Raw genomic sequence first — 20,089 nt, 5'->3', positions numbered from 1 at the left:
GTCCTGCCCGCAGTATTCAGCACTACGGGCCTCACCGGCACGGCGTTCACGATCACAGCACGGTCTCAGTCCCTTTCAGCCAGGTCCTGCCCGACCTCCGGTGATCGCTGTGCGTCCCTTCCCACTCCTAACCAGGCAGAGCGAGCTCGAACCACACGGTCTTGCCACTCTTTCCGCGCCGGGTCCCCCAGCGGCGCGCGGAACAGGCCACGAGCTGCAGCCCGCGGCCCGTTTCGTCATCGGGTCCGGCAGTACGTTCGGTGGGCGTATCCGGAACCGGATCAGAGACTTCCACCAGCAGGCCCCGGCCCTCCGGCCCCGCGCCCGGGCCTTCGCCATCGTGGTGCGGCCACCTCAGCCGGACGCCGATGGGGCCCGACGCGTAGCGCAGGGAATTGGTGACCAGCTCACTGACGAGCAGTACGGCGACATCGCCCACCGCCGCGTCGAATCCCTCCTGGTGCAGTGCGTCACGGACCGCGTGCCTGGCGCTGCGCACGGAGCCCGGCACCGCCGGAAAACTCCACTCGGCACAATCGCCTTCGGTATCGGTCACGCCGATCACTTCCCAGGGCCGGCAGCGGGGCGCACCCTGTTCAAGGGCATAATCGGCACATACCCGATATTCGACGCACCCTACCGCTCACAGGGGCCCATGGGGCGTACGGGTGTACGTCTCCCGTGCGGCGCCGCTCAGGCCCGCGAGGCCCGCAGCGCTTCCCGCAGGCGGCGTACGGCTTCGGCCACGGCGGGGCGGTCCTGGTCGAGCCAGTCGACGGTGTCCGTCTCGTCCGGGGCGAGCCAGCGCAGCTCGTCGTGGTCCTCCAGCGGGCTGGGCTCGCCCGACAGCAGCCGGACCGTCCACACCCTGAGCACATAGCCGGGTTTCAGCGGCCACTCCCCCGGGATCCGCGCCAGAGGCTCCGCTTCCACGCCGAGCTCCTCCCGGAGCTCCCGTACGAGCGCCTGCTCGCCGCTCTCGCCCGGCTCGAGCTTGCCGCCCGTTCTCTAGGCTATTCTCATCTGTCGGTTCATTACGCATCACTCTCGGAGCTGCGCACGTGAACGTCTTGGAACGCTGGACCGTCGACTTCTACGACTTCCACTCCCCACCTCCCGACGCAGAAGCCCTGGGCCTCTCCGCCTTCGGAGACCTGCACACCCGCGCCATCCGTAATGGAGCCCGGCACGGCACCCCCGTCATCCTGCCGCCGTCGGGCCGCCCTGACTCCCGGATCAACCTCTTCTTCCGGGAGGGCCGCATGGCGGCGTCCCAGCCCGGGACCTGGCGGCGCTACGCGTACACGCTCGTGGTGTGGCTGGACTTCCTGGACGCCATCGGCACTGCCTGGGACAGGGCCACGGTCCAGGACGTCGAGGCGTTCAAGGACTGGCGCATCACCGACGGCCGGAACACAGAGCGGGTACGGCCGACGTCGTTCGACACCGACCGGGCCGGGCTCAACAGCTTCTATGGCTGGGCAAGCTCCAGGTTCGGCATCACGAACCCGGTCGCGACCGTACGGTCCGACGACGAGGCAGCCACGCGGCAGGCGTACGGCCGAGGGCGCCGTGATCCGCTGCGCCCGGCCGGTTCGGCGAGTCGCCAGGTGAAGTGGCTGCTGCGAGAGGCCCTGGAGCAGTGGCGTGACATCGGATTGCGCGGATACGGCTTCGATGGGCTGAGGCGCGCGGGGCGGCAGACCGGCGGGTTCAACGAGGACAGGGACACGGCCTTCGTCGACGGCCTGTACGGGACCGGGCTGCGGCTGCGCGAGTGGGCGAGCGTACTCGACGTCGAGCTACCCGGTTCGGGCAGCGAGCGGATGGGGACGGCGTGGCTCGCGGCCAAGTGCGTCAAGGGTGGGTGCGAGGGCCGGACGTACTGGATTCCCCGGCAGGTGCTGCGGTCGGTCGAGGGATATCTGGATCCGCTGGAGGGCTCCCGGGCCGAGGTGATCAGCAGGGCACAGCGGGAGGGGCGGTACGACCGGCTCAGCGGCGTACGCATCGTCACCGGCCACGATTCCCGCGCCCGCAAGCTGCGCGTGGCCACGGCGGACGGTCCGGAAACGGTGGCCCTGGACGAGCTGGCGCCGGACGAGCGTCGACTGCTGTTCCGCCGGACGCCGCAGGGCCTGGAGCCGTTGTGGGTGTGGCTGTCGGTGAACGGCCTGCCGAAGAAGCCGCACAGCTGGGAGGACACCTTCGACGCCGCGAACCGGCGGGTGGCCGAGGCCTGGCTGCGCAAGACCGACCCCGACCAGCGGCTGGGCGAGGAACAGCGGGACCATGTGCGGCGAGAGTGTCCCCTGTGGATGACGCCCCACATGTGCCGACATTCCTTCGCTCTGAAGTGGTTCTCGATCCTCTCGCTCCTGGAGGAGCGCCGCTTGGAGGGCTTCTCCCCCGACGAGATCGATGACTTCCGTGATCAGCTCGGCGACATCTGGCTGCAGCTGGCCACGCTGCTCGGGCACCGGCATCCCGACACCACGCGGGAGTACTACCTGGAGCCTTTCACCGGCCTGCAGGTTTCGTACCTGATGGCGCTCCTGGACGACGACGAGCGGTCGGGGGTGGACACGCTGGTGCGGATCTTCGCACGTCACGGCGGGTCGGTTGTGGGGCCGGTCGTCGCGGGTGGGGGGGCACGGTGAGGGGCGGGCGCAGAGCGGCGCTTCCTCCGTCCGGCTGGGCTCCGCCCGAGCGACTGCCGGGCGGGGTGTCGGGCGCGGTGGTGCTGTTTCACGAGGAGAGCACCGGGCGGACCGTCCGGTTCGACTGTTCCGACCTGCCGGTGTCGGAGCCGGTACGGGACTGGCTGGTCCAGCGGCTGGCCGAGCGCGCGGGTACCCGCAGCGGAGTGAAGCGCGCGAAGTCCTTCCGCACCGGCTACCAGGTCGTACGAGACTTCGCTCGGTCCCTCGCGGAGTGCGAGCCGCCGCCGAGGCATCCGTCGGACATCACGGCCGAGCACGTCCGGGCCTTCACGTCCCGGTACGAGGATCCGCAGGCCCGCCGGACCTGCATGGCCCGCCTGCGGACCGTACTGCGCGGCTGCACAAAGCTCCCGGAAGCGGCACGGCGTGAGCTGTTCCAGACCCGGTTGCCCGTACTGCGGGTGTCCGAACAGGTCACGGCGTACTCCGAGGCCGAATGGCAGCAGATCATGACCGCATTGCGGCGGGATGTCCGGCTGTGCCGGGACCGCATCCGGGGCGGCCTGCGGCTCCTGGAACAGTTCCGCGCGGGCGAACTCAAGGCGGGTACCGCCGAGGCCGAACTCGGAGGTCTGCTGGACACCTTCGCTACCAGCGGCGATGTGCCACGCGCTCGTGACGGAGAAGGAACTGCCGAGGTCAAACGGCACGGCGGCGTGGTGTCGGTGATGCGCAGGCTGTCGTTGTCCCAGCAGGAGGCCGGCGCCTTCGCCCTGCTCCTGGCCGCGCTGACCGCTGAGAACCTCGGCACGGTGGCGAAATGGCCTGCCGTGTACCGCCGGGCGGACGGCCGGACGGGAGCCTCGTCCGTTGCGCTGGTGGAACAGCGCAAACCTCGCCGTGGCCCTGAGTCGGAACACTGGGTAGCCGCCGTCGAGGACCTGCCCGCGTCCCTCAGTTCCGTCCTTGAGCAGGCATCCAGTGACGAGCCGCTGTTCCACTCCCCGTTGCGGGTCTACGACCTGTTGCTCGAACTGACCGCTCCCGCCCGGTGGCTCACTGGCAGCACCGGGGCATTCGTCAACCGCCGCGCCAGCGACCGGGGCGGGCAGGGGTCCTGTTGGTCGGACGAGATCCGTGTCGAGCGATGGGCCAGGTCCCGAGGTTTCCCGCCGGTCACCCGTGACGGCGAGAACGGACTGCCAGGAATCGACGTACGCCGCATCCGTCAGACGGCACTGGAGATCCAGCGCCGCCCGGTGTCGCACAGCCGGAACACCCTGCGCGACCACTACCTCCGGCGCAGCGAGACGGTGCGCGAGCAGAGCCGGAAAGTGGTGGCCGAGGCGCTGGAGGAGCAGGTGGCGAAGGCCCGCACCGCGGCTGAGGTCGCGGTGCTCTCTCCTCGGCTGCTCTCGCTCGCCACCCAGGATCCGGACGCGGCGGCCACCGAGGCCGGGCTCGCTCCGGAGGTGCTGAAGAGCATGGCCTCCGGGGAACGGGACACCGGCGTCGTCGCCTGCCGCGACCACCATGAGAGCCCTCATGCCCCGGTTGGCGAGGCCTGCCCTGCCTCGTTCCTGAACGGCTGCCTGAACTGCGCCAACGCCCGTGCTCTGCCGCACCAACTGCCTGTACAGATCGCGTTGCACGATCGGCTGGCAGCGCTCCGGCCGAACCTTGATCCCCAGACCTGGCAGGCCCGCTATGCGCTGCCCCTGGCGAGGTTGCAGAGCATCCTCGACCACTACAGCACCGCCGAGCAGACCGCCGCGCGCGTCGCCGTCACAACCCGGCACGCTGCTCTGATCGACACGCTCCTCAGCGGACGGACCGACCTGCGATGACCACTCTCGCGTCCTCCGTCCCCATCCCTGCGGCCGAATCGGTGCCCTGGCCGGCCGACCACGTGCCCGTTCTGCGCAACCGGCCCGTCCGGCTCGGCACGGACACTGCTGACCTGTCCCGCTTCGGTGACGACGTGTGGAACATCCGCCCTTCTCATCCCGACCCGCACACCAAGGTCGGCAACATCAGTTTTCTTCCGTTTCCGGAGCCACTTCGGCGTCAGTTCCGCGCAGTGCTTCTGGCCGTCCTGGACCATCCGCAGCCGGTCGAGCCCAGCGGCCGACAATCAGCGGCCTCGCTGACCGGAATCGGCTCGCTGCCCATCCTCACCGCAGACCTCCAGCTGTTCGCCCACTGGATGTCGGAGCACTGTTTCGCCCGTATCGCCGACGTGACCGAGCGGGACCTCGCCGAGTACCTCAGTCATGTGCTGCGCTTGGCCAAGTCGCCCGCGCGCAAGGCGGACGCCGTGTGCGCGGTACGCACCCTGTGGCTCTTCCGCGACCTGGTGCCAGAACCGTGCCGCCTGAACACCGAGTATCCCTGGCAGGGCCTGACCGCCAATGCCCTCGTCGGACTGAGGGCCACGAAGGGGGAGAACAAAAGGCCCCGTATCCAGGACGAAACGATGGAGCCAATCCTGGCCTGGGCTCTGCTGATGGTCGACCAGATCGGTCCGGACATCTGTGCCGCGTGGCGCGAGTACACCGAGCTGAGACTGTGCGAGCATCCTTCCCAAACGGCTTACTCCGGCCCCGTGGGTGACCGCCTGATCGCATACGCGGACCACTGCCGCCGCACGGGAACGCCCCTTCCCGGGCTCCCTGGATCAAGCCCTCACCAGAACAACTACAACCATGTCCAGCGCCTTGTCGGGCTGCCCTGCGAGGGAGGTCTGAGCACCGCACAGCAGCGCCTGGTCTCAGGGCAGCAGCTGCCCGTCGCGTCCGACAGCTTCGTGGGTACGATCACCGGCCGGATCCAGGGACGTCCCTGGCGGGACACTCCCCTCGCCGTCCACGAACTCCCCCGACTGTGGCGGCTCCTGAGCGGCGCCCTGTTCATCGTGGTGTGCTACCTGTCCGGCATGCGTCCCGGGGAGGTGCTCTCCCTGCGCCGCGGCTGCCGGAGCACGGACGAGGCGACCGGGCAACTCCTGGTCAACGGTCGACGGGGCAAGGGCTACGACCGCTCCCCCGACGCGCCGGAATCCGCCGAACCTCTGCGCCCCTGGGTCGTAGTCGCCCCCGTGCACGACGCCATCGCCCTGCTCGAATCCCTGCACGACAAGCCGTACCTGTTTCCTGCCCAGCTCCACAGCGGCGCCGATCCCGCTGCAGACGCCCGCGCACGTACCTGCGGCTCCATCAACCACGCCATCACGCACTTCGCGAGCTGGGTGAACGAGACCTTTCGCCGCGCAGACGGAACCGATCCCATCCCTGCGGACCCGTCAGGGAATCTCAACGCCAGCCGCTTCCGGCGCACGCTGGCCCGCTTCATCGTCCGCCGCCCACGCGGCCTGATCGCTGCAGCCCTCCAGTACGGCCATGTCGACACCAAGGTGACGCTCAACTATGCGGGCGCACCGGACACCGACTGGCTCCAGGACATCGCGGTCGAGAAGCTCGAACTCGTCCTGGAGCAGATCAGCGACGACGCCCAGCGACTCGCGGCAGGCGAGCACGTCAGCGGGCCTTCTGCCGACGAATACCGCCGTCGGGTCGCCGACTCGGCCGACTTCCCCGGCCGTACGGTCATCAGCCCCCGCAGCGCCGCGCGGCTCCTGGCCGGCACGGACCCCCAGGTGCACCACGGAGAGGGCATGACCTGCGTCTGGCGCCCCGAAACGGCCGCCTGCCGCGCAGCCCGCCTCGCCCAGGGCCTGCCCGAGCCGACTGGCCCGGACGAGAGCGAGTGCCGGTCCAACTGCACCAATCTCGCGTTCACCGACCGGGACATCGCCCACCGTAAGCAGACCCTCCGCGACTGGGAGGCGGCAGCGTCCGACCCGCTGGCGCCCCAGCCTTTGCGTGACAGGGCCGCGGCCCAGGCCGAACGCATCACCTCGCTCATCCACCGTCACGAGCGGAACCGCACCGAAGGAGCTCCGGCATGACCACCCGCCGCCCCCGCGACCTCAGCGCCGAACGCTCCGCGCTCCGAGCCGCAGCCGACCGCCTCCTGGAAGGCGCCCCCCTGCACTCGGAAACCGGCCGTCTCACGGTCACCGAGCTACTGCGTGAGTCCGGTTTGCGCCGAGACGTCGTCTACGGCGACCACAAGGACCTCGTGGAAGAGTTCCAAGGCAGGGCGAGGGCACGGAACCACACCCCAGCCGTCGCCGAGTCGCTCGCTACGGAGAACACCCAGCTGCGAGAGAAGCTGACTGAGGCCACATCCGCACTGGGCAAGGAACGCGAAGTGACAGCGGCCCTCCGCCGGCTGATCGCCGAACTCGCTCTGGAACTGCACGCCACGCGGGAAGGGATCGGCCCAGCCCGCGTCACCAACTTGCCTGCCCGACGGAGGCCGGCCCGCGGACGCTGAACACCGGCCCCGCCCAACCAGCGTGACCAAGGTCAGTGTTATCCATACCTGGTGACCTCCTCGACGAGCTCCCTCCAGGTGCGGGCGCATTGCCCGCTCATCCTCATCACCAGTGCACCGGTCTGGCTCGACCAGGATCTTGCGCTGCTCGGGCTGGACGATCTCGCGGACAGCGTCGTCAGCAGTTCTCTCATCGGTATCGCCAAGCCCGACCGCGGCATCTACGAGACCGCGGTGGAACGGGCTTCCGTACGCGCAGAGCGATGCCTCTTCGTGGACGACCGAGCGGAGAACATCGAAGCGGCCGCCGCACTTGGTATGACCACGGTGCTGTATCGATCCGTCGGCGACCTGCAGGCGGCTCTGACGCCGGTGCTGCAGACGTCACCTCGGAACTGATCCGGCTGCCATCACATCAGGTCGCCCCAGGACTTGAGATCGTCGAAGAGCAGCTGGTCGACGGGCGGCACCCGGTCCCGGTCCGCGTACGAGAACCACTCCACGTCCTCGATCTCGCTGCTGGCGCGCAGTTCGCCCGTGAACTCGGCGGTGTAGCAGGCCATCCTCACCACCGCGCCGTCCGGAAGGCCGGGGCCCCCTGCCTCGTAGGTCCCCACGTGGGCCACGGTCTCCGTGTCGATCAGGACCGTCAGCTCTTCCTTGATTTCGCGCACGAGTGTCTCGAGGTCGGTCTCCGCGCCCTCTCGCTTGCCCCCCGGGATGTAGAAGACGTCCTTTCCGCGCGGGCGCGCGCACAGGATCCGTCCGCCCTCGATCCGCACCCATGCCACCGTGTCGATCAGCACCGGCAGCGCCTCTTTCCTCTCGCCCCAAAACTGGCCGAGAAGGACCCTACCGGCGCGGAGCCACGAACCGACGGCGCTCGACACTCACCGACGCCACCACTCCCGACAACCGACTTGCCTAATGAACGCCCGGCAGCTCCCAGCGCCCGGCCAGCTCCGGCGGGGCACTGCGGCGGGCGGCCAGCAGCCGCCCGCCGTCGAAGACGGCTCCGGCCACCACCACGGAATCACTCATGCGCCGGAGCGTAGCCGGTGGTCCCGCCCGGGCCCGGCCCTCCCTACGGGCGCGCGCTCCGGCTCGTTCTCTCCACCCAGTAGAGCTGCTCGTGCCCATGACGGCCCAGGCCGTCCGCGATCTTCTGCGCCTCGTCCTGCGTCGCGTAACGCCCGACGCGGTACCTGTTGCCGTTGTCGTCCTGCCTGATCACCAGCCAGGGGAGCACGGCGCCGCTGTCCGTCATGATGTTCCTCCCCAGCATCCCGCTCCTCTCCCCGTCGGCGTGCACGTCTCTAAGGATCCCCAGGAAACCGCAGTACGCATATGCCCGAGCGTACGCCTGACCTTTACTCAGCGGATGCGTGTTTACACAAAGAGATACGCATCCGGCCATACCGAAGGGGGCGCACTCCGCGAATGCGCCCCCTTTTCCGCCAACAGGCGGCCGACGAACGCCCGCCGTCGGCCACCCATCGACCAGAGCATGACAAGACGCAGGGTGGCCACCGTCACCTTCACGTACGGTGCGGGATCACCGGCTCCGCGTCACGGCGCCGGATGGTCCGCCCGCCCCGGCCGTCACCACCGCCGGACCGGCGCCGTCACCGCCCACGGCCGCCCCTGCCGTCATCTGACCGGCAGATGGTAGGCGATCCTGTAGCGGTCGGCGGGGACGACCACGTCGGCCGTCTCCACGGCCATCCCCGACGCGTAGTACGTCCGTCCGATCACGATCACCACATGGCCGGGCACCCCACCGAGCGCCAGGAGCTCCTCCGCCAGCCCGGGGCGCGCACCGACCTCCTCGGCCACGTTGTCCACGACGACATCGATCGCCGCCATGCGGTCGACGACGCCGCAGCCGCCCAGCGGGCCCTCCTCTGGCAGCATCACCGGCGTACGCCCCGTGACGGCCAGCGGCTCCCAGGACGTGGACAGCATCATCGCCTCCCCCGACTCCCGGAAGACGTACCCCGTGCGCATCACGCGGTCGCCCGGCTCGATCCCGAGCCGCTCCGCGATCTCGGGACTCGCCCCCTCCTGCTCACTGCGGGACTCCCAGGTTCCCCGCATCCCTTCCGCCGCCTGCTCCTGACGGAACGGGCCGGCCCCGCCTCCCGGCCGGTAGCCCGAGCGCTCGATCCGGCGCGGGACCGGACGCGCCCGCACGTAGGTGCCCGAGCCCGACCGCCCCTCGACAAGCCCCTCGGCCATCAGCACCTTGCGGGCCTCAAGCGCCACGGTGTCCGACACCCCGTACTCCTCGCGGATGCGCGCTTGCGACGGCAGGCGGGTATGGGGCGGCAGCGCGCCGTCGACGATCTTCTTCCTCAGATCGCTCGCCACGCGCAGATAGGCGGGCTGCTCACCGAAAGCCACAGGCCACTCCCAACAGGTTGACAGACAGCTACAGCGTGGCAACCGTGGGTTGAGTCCCGCAAGCGCAGGCCAGGGTTTCACTCGAAGTGATGATTCCGCCCTCACCAGCGCATACCTGGGCCAGGTGCGCGCCGGACACCCCCCACACCCTTGACCCTTTTTGGTCCAGACCAATACCTTCCTGTGCACACAGCACAGCAACGGCTCCAGCTGCCCCTCCGGACCACGCACAGGAACGAGCCCCATGCGCCGAAGAACCCTGACCGGACTGACCACCGCCGCCTGCGCCCTGACCCTGCTGGCCGGCCTCGCACCCGCAGCCACCGCCACCGCCGTACCCGGCCACGACCGGGGTCCGGGCCACCACGACCGCGCGTACCGCACCGTCGGCTACTTCACGCAATGGGGCGTCTACGGACGTGACTTCCAGGTCAAGGACCTGGACACCAGTGGCACCGCCGCCAAACTCACCCACATCAACTACGCCTTCGGCAACGTCAGCGCCGAAGGCCGGTGCTTCACCGGCAACGTGCCCGGCGAGGCCGACGCCTGGGCGGACTACGCCCGTCCGCTCGACGCCGCCGGGTCGGTGGACGGCGTCGCCGACTCGGACACGCAGCCCCTCGCCGGCAACTTCAACCAGCTGCGCGAGCTCAAGGCCGCGCATCCGGGCCTCAAGGTGATGATCTCCCTGGGCGGCTGGAGCTGGTCCACGCACTTCTCGGACGCCGCCCGCACCGCCGCGTCCCGGAAGGCGCTCGTCTCGTCCTGCCTCGACCTGTACATCAAGGGCGATCTGCCCGTGGACGGCGCACGCGGCGGCGAGGGAGCCGCGGCCGGCCTCTTCGACGGCATCGACCTCGACTGGGAGTGGCCCGGCTCGGCCGGCGACACGGACACGGTGTACCGCCCCGAGGACAAGAAGAACTTCACGGCCCTGGTGCACGAGTTCCGCACCCAGCTCGACGCCTACGCGAAGAGCAGCCGGAAGGGGAAGGCCGAGCCGAAGCACTACGAGCTGTCCGCCTTCGTCCCCACCGCCCCGTCCAAGATCGACGCGGGATTCGACGTGCCGCGCATCATGCGGGACTTCGACTTCGTCAATCTCCAGGGCTACGACTTCCACGTCTCGGGCGAGACGACGACCGCACAGCAGTCCGCGCTGCGCGCCAAGGGCGACTTCAGCGTCGACCAGACGGTCCGCGACTGGATCAGGCGCGGCGCCCCGGCCCGCAAGCTCGTGATGGGCATGCCGTTCTACGGTCAGGGATGGACAGGCGTCACCGGGGGCGGTGACGGCCTCGGACAGCCCGCGGCGGCGCCCGCGCCGGCCACGTACGCCGCCGGCTACGAGGACTACAAGGCGCTCAAGGAACTGGCCGCGTCCGGGCGGTTCGCGGTGCACCGGGACACCCGCAACGGCCATGCGTGGCTGTTCGACGGCACCACCCTGTGGACGTACGACGACCCACAGGTGCTGCGCGCCAAGACCTCGTACATCCGCGACCGGGGACTCGGCGGCGCGATGTTCTGGTCGCTGGACGGCGACACGGACGACGGTGAGCTGATGACCGCGGTCGACCGGGGGCTGCGCCGCCGCTGAGGGCTGGCGATGTGACCGTGCGGGGCGCAGCCGCCCCGCACGGTCCGCACACCTGGAATCAGCCCGTCCAGTACGTGTCGTGCTTGAAGAAGAACTCCGCCCGCTCCTTCTCCGGCCAGTCGGAGACCTTCCCCACCTTCTCGAAGTACTCCTCGCGGGGCGCACCCGGTGTGAAGAGCAGCAGCATCGACGCGGGTTCCTCGGAGTCGTTGCGGAAGGCGTGCAGGCCGCCCTGGGGCACGTACAGGAAGTCGCCCGCCGTGGCGTCGGTCCACTGCTCGCCGTCGTAGATCCGCACCGTCCCGTCGAGGACGAAGAAGGACTCCGAGATCGACCGGTGGAAGTGCTCGGCCGGGCCACCCGCCCTGGGGCCCATGTTGATCCGGTACAGCCCGAACTCGCCGTGCGTGGACTCCGACGTGGCCAGGTAGTGGGTGCTGCCTCCACTGCGTGTCAGGAACTCCGGGGCGGTGTCCGCCGGCCGGTACTGCGCACTGATCTCGCCCGCGCCGTCCGTGTAGACGGGTTCCGGATACGACATGCCGCTCTCCCTGCCCCGGTCCTGGACCGGTCCGCTCGTCCCGCGCGCCGGTACCGCACCGGCGGCGTGGTCTTCCCTACCTTCGTACGGTGAGCCTCAAGCGCATCTCAGTTCTCGCGCCCCTGATCGCGGGCGCCCTGGTCCTCCCCCTGCCGCCGCTGTCGCACGCCGGCGGGCCGGTCCCTGACCCGGTGTGCGGCAGGACGCAATCCCCCTCCGACGCCTCATGGACACCGACCTCCACCACCTTCGGCGAGGCCGGCGGATACGACCCCTATGTCGGCAACGGCTACCTGGGTCACCGGGTGCCCGCCACCGGCGCCGGATACGCCGCCACGGACCAGAGGACCGGCTGGCCCCTCTACACACCACGGTACGACGGTGCCTTCGTCTCCGGGCTGTACGCCCGCGACAAGGACCTCGCCGAGGGCCGCGAGGTGATCGCCGCGCTGCCGTCCTGGACCACGCTCGACGTACGCGTCGGTTCCGAGACGTACGGCTCGGCCACGCCCGCCGGCCGCATCTCGCACTACCGCCAGACCCTCCACCTGCGCTGCGGCGTCGTGGTCACCTCCCTGCGGTGGACCACGGCCGGCGGACGCGCGACCGACCTGACCTACGAGGTGCTGGCCGACCGCTCGGACGTGCACACCGGCGCCGTACGCCTGCGGATGACCCCGCACTGGAGCGGCACCGCGACGGTCACGGGCCGGCTGGACGCGCGCGGGGCACGCCGGGTCACGGTCGCCGACGACGGCACGTTCCGCACACTCGGCACGGGCACACGGGGCGCGATCGTCCAGCGGGGCACCGACAGCGCCCGCACCACCCGGGTCAGGGCGGGCCGCTCGTACACCTTCGAGAAGTACGTCGGCGTCGACACCGCCCTCACCTCCCGCGCCCCGCTCGCCTCCGCCGGAGCAGCGGCGGACCGTGCGGCCCGGCGCGGCTGGTCCGGGGTCCTCGCCGGCAACGCGCGGGCCTGGCGGCAGGCGTGGGCGTCCGACATCAGGACGCCGGGCAGCCCGGATCTGCAGGCCTGGCTGCGCGCCGCGCAGTACGGGCTGCTCGCCAACACCCGGCCCGGTTCGTCGGACAGCATCGCCCCGGCCGGGCTGACCAGCGACAACTACGCGGGCATGGTGTTCTGGGACGCGGAGACCTGGATGTACCCGGGGCTGCTCGCCACCCGCCCCGAGCTCGCCCGCTCCGTCGTGGAGTACCGCTACCGCACCCGGACCGCCGCCCGCGCCAACGCCGAGAAGCTGGGGTACGAGGGGCTGTTCTACCCCTGGACGAGTGCGAGCGAGGGGCGCCTGGACTCCGAGTGCCAGAGCTGGGACCCGCCGCACTGCCTCACCCAGAACCACCTCCAGGGCGACATCGCGCTCGCCGTCTGGCAGTACTACCTCGCCACCGGTGACCGCGCCTGGCTGGCCGACCGCGGCTGGCCGCTGCTGAAGGGCATCGCGGACTTCTGGCAGTCGCGCGCCACGGCGAACTCCGACGGCAGCTACTCGGTGAAGAACGTCGCGGGCCCCGACGAGTACAGCAACGGGGTCACGGACGGCGTCTTCACGAACGCGGTAGCGGCCACCGCCCTGCGCAACGCCACCCGCGCCGCCGCACTCCTCGGCCACCAGGCACCCGCGGGCTGGACGCGGGTCGCCGACGGACTGCGCATCCCGTACGACGCCGAGCGGAAGCTGTTCCTCCAGTACGCCGGTTACAACGGCTCGACGATCAAGCAGGCCGACACGGTCCTGCTCCTCTACCCGCTGGAGTGGCCGATGGAGGAGGGCGCCGCAGCGGCCACCCTCGACTACTACGCCGCCCGCACCGACCCGGACGGCCCCGCGATGACCGACTCGGTGCACGCGATCGACGCCGCCGAGATCGGCGGACCGGGCTGCGCCACGTACACGTACCTCCAGCGTGCGGTACGTCCGTTCGTCCGGGGTCCCTACAACCTCTTCTCCGAGGCGCGGGGTGAGAAGTCCGGCGCCGAGGATCCGCTGTCGGGCTTCCCCGCCGAGGACTTCCTCACCGGGAAGGGCGGGCTCCTCCAGGTCTTCACGCACGGCCTGACCGGTCTCAGGCTGCGCGAGGACGGCGTACGCCTCGACCCGCTCCTGCCCCCGCAACTGCGCGAGGGCGTGCAGCTGACGGGGCTGCGCTACCGGGGCCGTACGTACGACATCGCCGTCGGCCCCCGGACGACCACGGTCCGGCTCACGGCCGGTGCGCCCTTCACCGTCCACACCCCGGCGGGCCCACGCCGACTCTCCGGCACCCTCACCCTCCCCACCCGGCGCCCCGACCTCACCCCGACGACCGACGCGGCCCGCTGCCGCCCCGCGACGGCCACCTCGGAGGCGCCCGGCCTGTACGCCGAGGCGGCGGTGGACGGCAGCCCGTCGACGTCCTGGTCCCCGGACGGTGCGACGGGCACGCTGACGGTGGTCCTGCGCGAGGCGGCCCGTCTCACCTCGCTCACGCCCACCTGGACGGACATCGCACCGGCCTCCCACACCCTGGAGACCTCCCTGGACGGCCGCAGCTGGCAGCCGTACGAACCGGGCACCACGGCCCGCCAGGTCAGGCTCACGGTCCGCTCGGCGGACGCGGAGAAGCCGACGGGGGTGACCGGACTGACCGTCACCACACGCGATTAGGCCATCGCCGGCCACGGACTGCGCGGGCGCGGCCTAGCGGGTCGCGAGCCGCTCCAGCAGGGCGGCGCTCCGCGCCAGCACCGCCCGCTCCTCATCGGTGAGTTCGGCCTCGATGGCCTGCGCGAGCCAACCGGCTCTGCGGCCGCGCTCCGCCTCGAGCGCGGCCCGGCCGGCTTCCGACAGCTCGACCAGCGACTTGCGGCCGTCCGTGGGGTGGGCCCGGCGCGTGATCAGGTTCTGCTCCATGAGGAGCCCCACCGCCCGGGCCATCGACTGGGGGCGTACGCGCTGATCGGCGGCGAGATCGCTGGTGGTCATCGCGCCGTCACGGTCGAGCGCACCGAGCACGGCGACCTGGCTCAGCGGGATGCGGTCCTCGTGTTTGACGCGCCGGGTGAGCTTGCCCATCGCGGTGCGCAGTTCGGCGGCGATGGCGGCGGCTTCCGAGGTGGGCATAGGGCACTTTACCCCGGCGCTCAGGGCATACCTGTGCCCTGACCTGCACCGGAGGAGTGTACAGCCAAACTGAGCAGCATTGCTGTACAGTCGCGCGTTGTCGGGCTCAGCGCCAGCGTTGTCGCAGCCAGGGCCGGACACATGACAACGGGAAGGAACTCCCATGTCCACACAGGCAGTCGGCTCCGTCAACGCCTCCATCGAGACCGTCACAGCCCGCCGGATCATCGACAGCAGGGGCAACCCGACGGTCGAGGTCGACGTCGTCCTGGCGGACGGTTCCCCGGGGCGTGCGGCTGTCCCCTCCGGCGCCTCCACCGGTGCCCGGGAGGCCCTGGAACTGCGGGACGGAGACCCCGCGCGCTGGCACGGCAAGGGCGTCGACCGCGCGGTGGCCCACGTCAACGGAGAGATCGCGGCGTTCGTGCGGGGCCGCGACGCGGCGGACCAGGCGGGTCTCGACGCCGCGCTGATCGCCCTCGACGGCACCGCCACGAAGTCCCGGCTCGGCGCCAACGCGGTCCTCGGCGTCTCCCTCGCCGCCGCCAAGGCAGCCGCGGCGGCGCACCGCCGGCCGCTCTACCGCTACCTCGGCGGCGCCGACGCCCACCTCCTGCCGCTCCCGATGATGAACATCCTCAACGGCGGCGCGCACGCCGACAACCCGCTGGACTTCCAGGAGTTCATGATCGCGCCCGTGGGTGCGGACACCTTCGCCGAAGCCGTCCGCATGGGCAGCGAGGTCTTCCACACCCTGCGCCGCGACCTGCTGGCCGCCGGGCACTCCACGGGCGTCGGCGACGAGGGCGGTTTCGCGCCCGCGCTGCGTACCGCCGAGGAGGCGCTCGACTTCGTGATGGCCGCCATCGAGCGCACCGGCTACCGCCCCGGCACGGACTTCGGTCTGCTCATGGACCCGGCGTCGTCGGAGTTCTTCCGCGACGGGGTGTACGACTACGCGGGCGAGGGCGTGCGCCGCACCCCCTCCGAGAACGCCGACTACCTGGCCAAGCTCATCGACGCCTACCCGGTCGTCTCCATCGAGGACCCGATGGCGGAGGACGATCTGGACGGCTGGCGCGAGCTGACCTCCCGCGTCGGCGACCGCTGCCAGCTCGTCGGCGACGACGTGTTCTGCACCGACGAGACCCTGCTGCGCGAGGGCATCCGCACCGGTGTCGGCAACTCGGTCCTGGTCAAGGTCAATCAGATCGGGACCCTGACCGAGGCGCTGTCGGCGGTGACCACGGCCCACCAGGCGGGCTGGACGGCTGTCATGTCGCACCGCTCGGGCGAGACGGAGGACACCACCATCGCGGACCTGGCGGTGGCGACCGGCTGCGGTCAGATCAAGACCGGCTCGCTCTCCCGTTCCGACCGCACGGCGAAGTACAACCAGCTGATCCGGATCGAGGAGGAGCTGGGCGACGCCGCCCGCTTCGCGGGCCGCGCCGCACTGCGCCGGGCGTGAACGGCGGGCAGTAGCATGTCGGGCCGGGCGGAGCCGTAGCGCAGAGGTCGTCGCGCGCGGTCTCCAAAACCGCGAGGCCGCCGGTTCGAATCCGGCCGGTTCCGCCCTCGGTCCAGGACAGGGACCGCTGCCGTTGTCGGTGCCGGGCGACAGCATCCGACCATGAACGGTGAAGCCTTCAACTGGCATGACGTCCTTGGGCGTTGGCAGGAGGAGTGGGTTCCGCGCGCCGACGGTGACGACGAGGAGGAGGACGAGGCCGACGAGCCGGCCCTCGTCGGCCCGGGCAGACCCGGCGCGGACGAGACGGCGATCGTCGCGGCCGAAAGGCGGCTGGGGCGGAGGCTGCCGCCCTCCTACCGGCAGTTCCTGGCGGTGAGCGACGCGTGGCACGTGGACCAGATGGCCGCGATCTATCAGCTCGGTGGCGCCGCGGACATCGACTGGTTCCAGGACCCGTACGACATGACCCGGCTCTGCGAGCAGAATCTGGGCGACGATCCGCGCCAGGAGGACGTCCTGCTCGCCGGGATGTGGCAGCGGGCACTGCGGCTCGAGACGGACTCCGACATGTCCTACGCCCTGCTCGACCCGGGCGACAGTGACCAGGACGGCGAGTGGGCGCTCTACGTCCACAAGGGCTGGGGCGGTGAGTACCCGGACCGCTACCCGTCGTTCCGCGCGTACATGGAGGCGATGTACCGCCACTTCCACTCCACCCGGGTGGACCGGCCCGACTTCGTGAACGCGACCACCCGTGCTCAGGACGCCCGTGTCGAGGAGGCCCGTCTGCTGGCCCTGCGCGGGCGCCACGAGGAGGCACTGCCCCTGCTCGAGGAGGCACTGCCCTTCGGACGGCCACGGAGCGCCGCCCTGCTCCACCAGATCCAGCACCTGCGGGCTCCACGCAGTTCCCAGGATTACGGCCTCCTGGTAGCCGATCCGCGCCATCTGCCCGAGGTCCTGCCCGTGGAGGCCATGGCGACTGGGCGGGGACGACCACTGGCTCGGCATGATGGCTGCCCGAGGTGCCGCCCGGGAGACCGCCGAGGCCGTACTGAGCGCGATGCGTGACGCACCCATCGCCACGCGCCTCCGGGACCCTGGGGCCAGGCGGTCGCCGAGGCCCGGGAATCAGCCCGCTGGGGGGCGACCGACGCCGCATGGCGGGTGCTGCGGGACGCGCTGCCCCTGTGGGAGGCTCATACGCCACCGCCTCGTCGACAAACCCCCGCCCGCGCTCCCCGCCACGCCGGAACCGGCCGCTCCCGGCGCACCCGTGCGCCGCCTGCTGGTGGAGTGTGCCTCATGTGGTCGCCCGGGCCCGGCCGAAGCGCTCCCGGGCGAAGCCCCCTCGAACCAGTGACCCTGGTGTTTTCCACATCCGCCCCCCGGGGCGGCCGACGTGGAACAGTCACTGCGTACAGGTAAGCCGGTAACTCGGGCTGTCTGCCCGGACGTTGGAAGGTGGAGAAGTGTTGAACAGGATTCGGGACGTACGCACCAGGTCGGCCGTGGCCGTGGGGGCCCTGCTGGCAGGACTCGTGGGCGGCGCCGCCGTCGGCGCGCCGTCCGCCATCGCCGCGGCCGATCCCGCGTGCAGCCGCGGGGCCACCATCTACAACAAGGTCACGAATCCCACCTCGTACAAGTACATTCCCTACGCCGCCTCCAACACGAGCAATTGCTGGCTGGACCGCGGGATGAGCAATTCGGCAGTCACCGCCCTGCAGAAGAACCTCAACGCCTGCTACGGATACAAGCTGGCGACGGACGGGGTCTACGGAGACCTCACCGAATCCGCACTCATCACCGTACAGAAGAAGGTGGGCGTGACGGCCGACGGCGATTACGGGCGCAATACGCGCAGCGCGATGGTGTGGGCGAACTACAGCCTGGAAACCGGATCGCGGATCAACTGCACCTGAACCGAAGGCCCGCCGGGGTCGGCCCGCCTCCCGGCCCCGGCGTCGTGAACGACCCGGCGGGCCGGGCCGGGGCGCGCCCGGACCAGCCGACGCCGGTCGGCCGGGAGCGGTGCCGGGCCCGACCTCCGGGCGCCTGCGACGGATCTCCACATGTCACACGCAGGAGCACCGCGGCCTCCGGCACCCCTCTGCGCACGAAGCGAGCCCCTCACGCGGATCGCGAACAATGTCCCATTCGAGGCGTATTAAAGATTCGACGGACGGAAAGTCCGTCGATGGGTCCGGTGAAGAAACCGTATCGGTCCATGAACCGATGTGACCTCACCGGCTATTCGATGGGAAAAAGCACTGCGAAGGGCTACCGGGTGGGTGGCCTCGTAACGCCCTGACGTGCTTTCATCCTTCACACCACGGAAGCCGCCGCAACCGTGACAACGGCGAGGGACTTCTTTCCTGACGGAGTCGACCCCAGCCATACGGAATTAACGTGAAGGGAATTCACTCATGAGCTCCGCCCCCCAGATCCAGACCCAGGAAATCTCCGACGCGGACCTGGACGCCGTCTCCGGCGGCGTCGTCGCCGGCGGCCTGGCCGGCGAGGTCTCCCTCGCCACGCCTCTCTCCTCGCTCTCCGCGGGATTCTCGGGCGCCGCCGGCGTCGACGTGCTGGGTGTCGCCGGGCTCGGCACCACCTCCACGCTCTCGGCCTGATCCGACGCCGAGCCCCTATGCCCCGATGCCGTCCAAGGCGCGGGGCATAGGGGCCGTGGGGCACCATGAGCGACGCACATCGGACTCCGCATCCATGGACCAGAAGGCTTCGCACGTGAGGGACCGCCCACACACGACTCGCCGTCCGCCCGCGCCCGGAAACCGGTGGGAGCTCGTCTGGAGCCACCGGGACGAGCTGCTGGAGATCGCGCGCCGCCGGTCTTCGAGCCTCGATGAGGCCGAGGACGCCGTCCAGGAAGCGATGCTGCGCGCGGTGGAGGACCCTGACGTCCAGTACGGCCGGGTGCGCTCATGGCTCAGGCACGCGACCGTACGCGCGTGCGCCGAACGCCACCGCCAGGTCGCCCGCGACTCTGAGCTGAGCACGAGCCCTTACGTCGCCCCCGCCGAGCCCTCCCCGGTCGAGGAAGTGGCGTGCGACCGGGCGGAGGCCAGGTGGCTGGCCGATCGCAGCGCGGAACTGCTGCCCGCCCGCCAGGCCGAGGCGCTACGGCTCCAGTCCCAGGACCTCGATGTCGTACAGGTCTCCCAGGCCATGGGGCTGAGCTACCGGGCGACCGAGTCGCTGCTCGCCAGGGCCCGACGTTCACTGCGTACCGTCCTGGCCGGCAGCCTCACTCTGACCATGACCGCCTGGATGTTCGTACGCAGGTTCCCGCGCACGGGCGTCGCCCAGTCGGCAGTGGCGACCTCGGCGGCCGTGACGGTCGCCGCGGTGGGGCTGTCCCTGCCCGCCGCTCCCCCCGACCGGCCGGACGACCGCCCACCGAGGGCCGGCGCCTCACGCCCCGCCCCGGCCACGCAGTCCCCCGCGCCTCAAGCGCCCCCCGAGCATCCGCACGCGCCGTCCTCCTCCCCGGCCCCGCAGCGGGTCGACCGTGCGGACCAGTTCACCTCCCGGCCCGATGGGGTCGGCGCGCCGGCGACGCGTGATCCGCAGGTCCCGACGGCTGCGCGGATCGAGATCGGGCCCGTCAGACTGGCACCGGTACTGCCGTCGGCCGGCACCACGGCGATACCGGTTCTTCCGGTGGACGCGCTCGACGTCACTTCCGTGGAGCCGACGTCGGTACCGTCCGGCATCGCCACCGACAAGCCGACCGCCCTTCTGCCGGCGGCCGGACTGCGCGACGCCGGTCACCGGCCCTGACGACGGTCGGCGGGCCGGCCATGAGGCGTTACGTCGCCCGAGGCGCCCGCGCGCTGGGGGCTGGGCGCT

The 20,089-nt window shown here is 70.7% G+C and carries 17 protein-coding genes, 1 tRNA gene and 3 pseudogenes; 13 read left to right on the top strand and 8 right to left on the bottom strand.

All coding sequences use genetic code 11. The annotated features are described in order from the left end of the window. Positions 1–127: 127 nt before the first annotated feature. Together ACFYSH_RS03995 and ACFYSH_RS03990 are read right to left on the bottom strand one after the other, a co-directional pair. Positions 128–565: an ATP-binding protein gene (locus tag ACFYSH_RS03995; protein WP_359470589.1), complete on the bottom strand. Its 438-nt coding sequence runs from the start codon at positions 563–565 to the stop codon at positions 128–130. Between the two features lie 128 nt (positions 566–693). Continuing rightward, positions 694–1,002: pseudogene (locus ACFYSH_RS03990) on the bottom strand (NUDIX domain-containing protein); the annotation flags it as partial. Positions 1,003–1,061: 59 nt separating this feature from the next. On the opposite strand from ACFYSH_RS03990, the gene ACFYSH_RS03985 reads away from it, so the two are divergent. From ACFYSH_RS03985 to ACFYSH_RS03965, 5 genes and pseudogenes are all read left to right on the top strand, one after another. Beyond that, entirely contained in the window at positions 1,062–2,660 is a 1,599-nt protein-coding gene (locus ACFYSH_RS03985) for an integrase (RefSeq protein WP_359470591.1), read from the top strand. 77 nt (positions 2,661–2,737) lie between these two features. Further along, positions 2,738–4,510 carry a hypothetical protein gene (locus tag ACFYSH_RS03980; protein ID WP_359470594.1) on the top strand — a complete coding sequence of 591 codons (1,773 nt, stop codon included), beginning with the start codon at positions 2,738–2,740 and terminating at the stop codon, positions 4,508–4,510. After that, positions 4,507–6,630, top strand: a complete 2,124-nt coding sequence (locus tag ACFYSH_RS03975) for an integrase (RefSeq protein WP_388750794.1) — start codon at positions 4,507–4,509, stop codon at positions 6,628–6,630. The genes ACFYSH_RS03980 and ACFYSH_RS03975 overlap by 4 nt, the downstream gene beginning before the upstream one ends. Further along, the gene (locus tag ACFYSH_RS03970) at positions 6,627–7,061 is read left to right on the top strand and encodes a hypothetical protein (protein WP_359470599.1); all 435 of its coding nucleotides are present in this window, start codon (positions 6,627–6,629) and stop codon (positions 7,059–7,061) included. The genes ACFYSH_RS03975 and ACFYSH_RS03970 overlap by 4 nt, the downstream gene beginning before the upstream one ends. 39 nt (positions 7,062–7,100) lie before the next feature. Next, positions 7,101–7,460, top strand: a pseudogene (locus ACFYSH_RS03965) (HAD-IA family hydrolase); the annotation flags it as partial. A gap of 11 nt (positions 7,461–7,471) precedes the next feature. Here the strand turns inward: ACFYSH_RS03965 and ACFYSH_RS03960 are convergent. From ACFYSH_RS03960 to ACFYSH_RS03945, 4 genes and pseudogenes are all read right to left on the bottom strand, one after another. Further along, the gene (locus ACFYSH_RS03960) at positions 7,472–7,873 is read right to left on the bottom strand and encodes an NUDIX domain-containing protein (RefSeq protein WP_359470765.1); all 402 of its coding nucleotides are present in this window, start codon (positions 7,871–7,873) and stop codon (positions 7,472–7,474) included. 121 nt (positions 7,874–7,994) lie between these two features. After that, positions 7,995–8,102: pseudogene (locus tag ACFYSH_RS03955) on the bottom strand (DNA mismatch repair protein MutT); the annotation flags it as partial. A 43-nt stretch (positions 8,103–8,145) separates the two neighbouring features. Next, on the bottom strand, positions 8,146–8,328 hold the full coding sequence (locus tag ACFYSH_RS03950) for an SPOR domain-containing protein (RefSeq protein ID WP_359470602.1): 183 nt from the start codon (positions 8,326–8,328) through the stop codon (positions 8,146–8,148). Between the two features lie 383 nt (positions 8,329–8,711). Then, a complete protein-coding gene (locus ACFYSH_RS03945) occupies positions 8,712–9,464 on the bottom strand; it encodes a GntR family transcriptional regulator (RefSeq protein ID WP_388750791.1) in 753 nt (250 codons plus the stop codon). 244 nt (positions 9,465–9,708) lie between these two features. Between ACFYSH_RS03945 and ACFYSH_RS03940 the strand changes: the two genes are divergently transcribed. Beyond that, positions 9,709–11,067, top strand: coding sequence for a glycoside hydrolase family 18 protein (locus ACFYSH_RS03940; protein WP_359470608.1), 1,359 nt, complete (start codon positions 9,709–9,711; stop codon positions 11,065–11,067). Positions 11,068–11,125: 58 nt separating this feature from the next. On the opposite strand, the gene ACFYSH_RS03935 is transcribed toward ACFYSH_RS03940, so the two are convergent. Then, positions 11,126–11,608 carry a cupin domain-containing protein gene (locus ACFYSH_RS03935; RefSeq protein ID WP_388750789.1) on the bottom strand — a complete coding sequence of 161 codons (483 nt, stop codon included), beginning with the start codon at positions 11,606–11,608 and terminating at the stop codon, positions 11,126–11,128. A gap of 89 nt (positions 11,609–11,697) precedes the next feature. Between ACFYSH_RS03935 and ACFYSH_RS03930 the strand changes: the two genes are divergently transcribed. Continuing rightward, positions 11,698–14,283: a glycosyl hydrolase family 65 protein gene (locus tag ACFYSH_RS03930; RefSeq protein WP_388750787.1), complete on the top strand. Its 2,586-nt coding sequence runs from the start codon at positions 11,698–11,700 to the stop codon at positions 14,281–14,283. A gap of 33 nt (positions 14,284–14,316) precedes the next feature. On the opposite strand, the gene ACFYSH_RS03925 is transcribed toward ACFYSH_RS03930, so the two are convergent. Continuing rightward, positions 14,317–14,739 (bottom strand): MarR family transcriptional regulator, encoded by a 423-nt coding sequence (locus ACFYSH_RS03925; RefSeq protein ID WP_359470617.1) that lies wholly within the window; start codon positions 14,737–14,739, stop codon positions 14,317–14,319. A gap of 163 nt (positions 14,740–14,902) precedes the next feature. On the opposite strand from ACFYSH_RS03925, the gene eno reads away from it, so the two are divergent. The 6 genes from eno (at position 14,903) to ACFYSH_RS03895 (ending at position 20,020) form a co-directional block, all read left to right on the top strand. Further along, on the top strand, positions 14,903–16,210 hold the full coding sequence (gene eno / locus ACFYSH_RS03920) for a phosphopyruvate hydratase (protein ID WP_359470620.1): 1,308 nt from the start codon (positions 14,903–14,905) through the stop codon (positions 16,208–16,210). A 29-nt stretch (positions 16,211–16,239) separates the two neighbouring features. Beyond that, positions 16,240–16,314 (top strand) — tRNA-Trp (locus ACFYSH_RS03915). A gap of 58 nt (positions 16,315–16,372) precedes the next feature. Then, complete coding sequence (locus tag ACFYSH_RS03910) at positions 16,373–17,284, top strand: SMI1/KNR4 family protein (RefSeq protein ID WP_388750785.1); 912 nt, start codon at positions 16,373–16,375, stop codon at positions 17,282–17,284. Positions 17,285–17,688: 404 nt separating this feature from the next. Next, complete coding sequence (locus ACFYSH_RS03905; protein WP_388750783.1) at positions 17,689–18,138, top strand: peptidoglycan-binding protein; 450 nt, start codon at positions 17,689–17,691, stop codon at positions 18,136–18,138. A gap of 504 nt (positions 18,139–18,642) precedes the next feature. Then, positions 18,643–18,849 carry a hypothetical protein gene (locus ACFYSH_RS03900; RefSeq protein ID WP_359470625.1) on the top strand — a complete coding sequence of 69 codons (207 nt, stop codon included), beginning with the start codon at positions 18,643–18,645 and terminating at the stop codon, positions 18,847–18,849. A gap of 115 nt (positions 18,850–18,964) precedes the next feature. Next, the gene (locus tag ACFYSH_RS03895; protein ID WP_388750781.1) at positions 18,965–20,020 is read left to right on the top strand and encodes an RNA polymerase sigma factor; all 1,056 of its coding nucleotides are present in this window, start codon (positions 18,965–18,967) and stop codon (positions 20,018–20,020) included. Positions 20,021–20,089: the final 69 nt, after the last annotated feature.

It is taken from the genome of Streptomyces sp. NPDC005791 (assembly GCF_042871485.1).
GTDB lineage: Bacteria > Actinomycetota > Actinomycetes > Streptomycetales > Streptomycetaceae > Streptomyces.
Note: the sequence above shows the minus strand (reverse complement) of the source record. Positions and strands in the feature narration are given on the sequence as shown.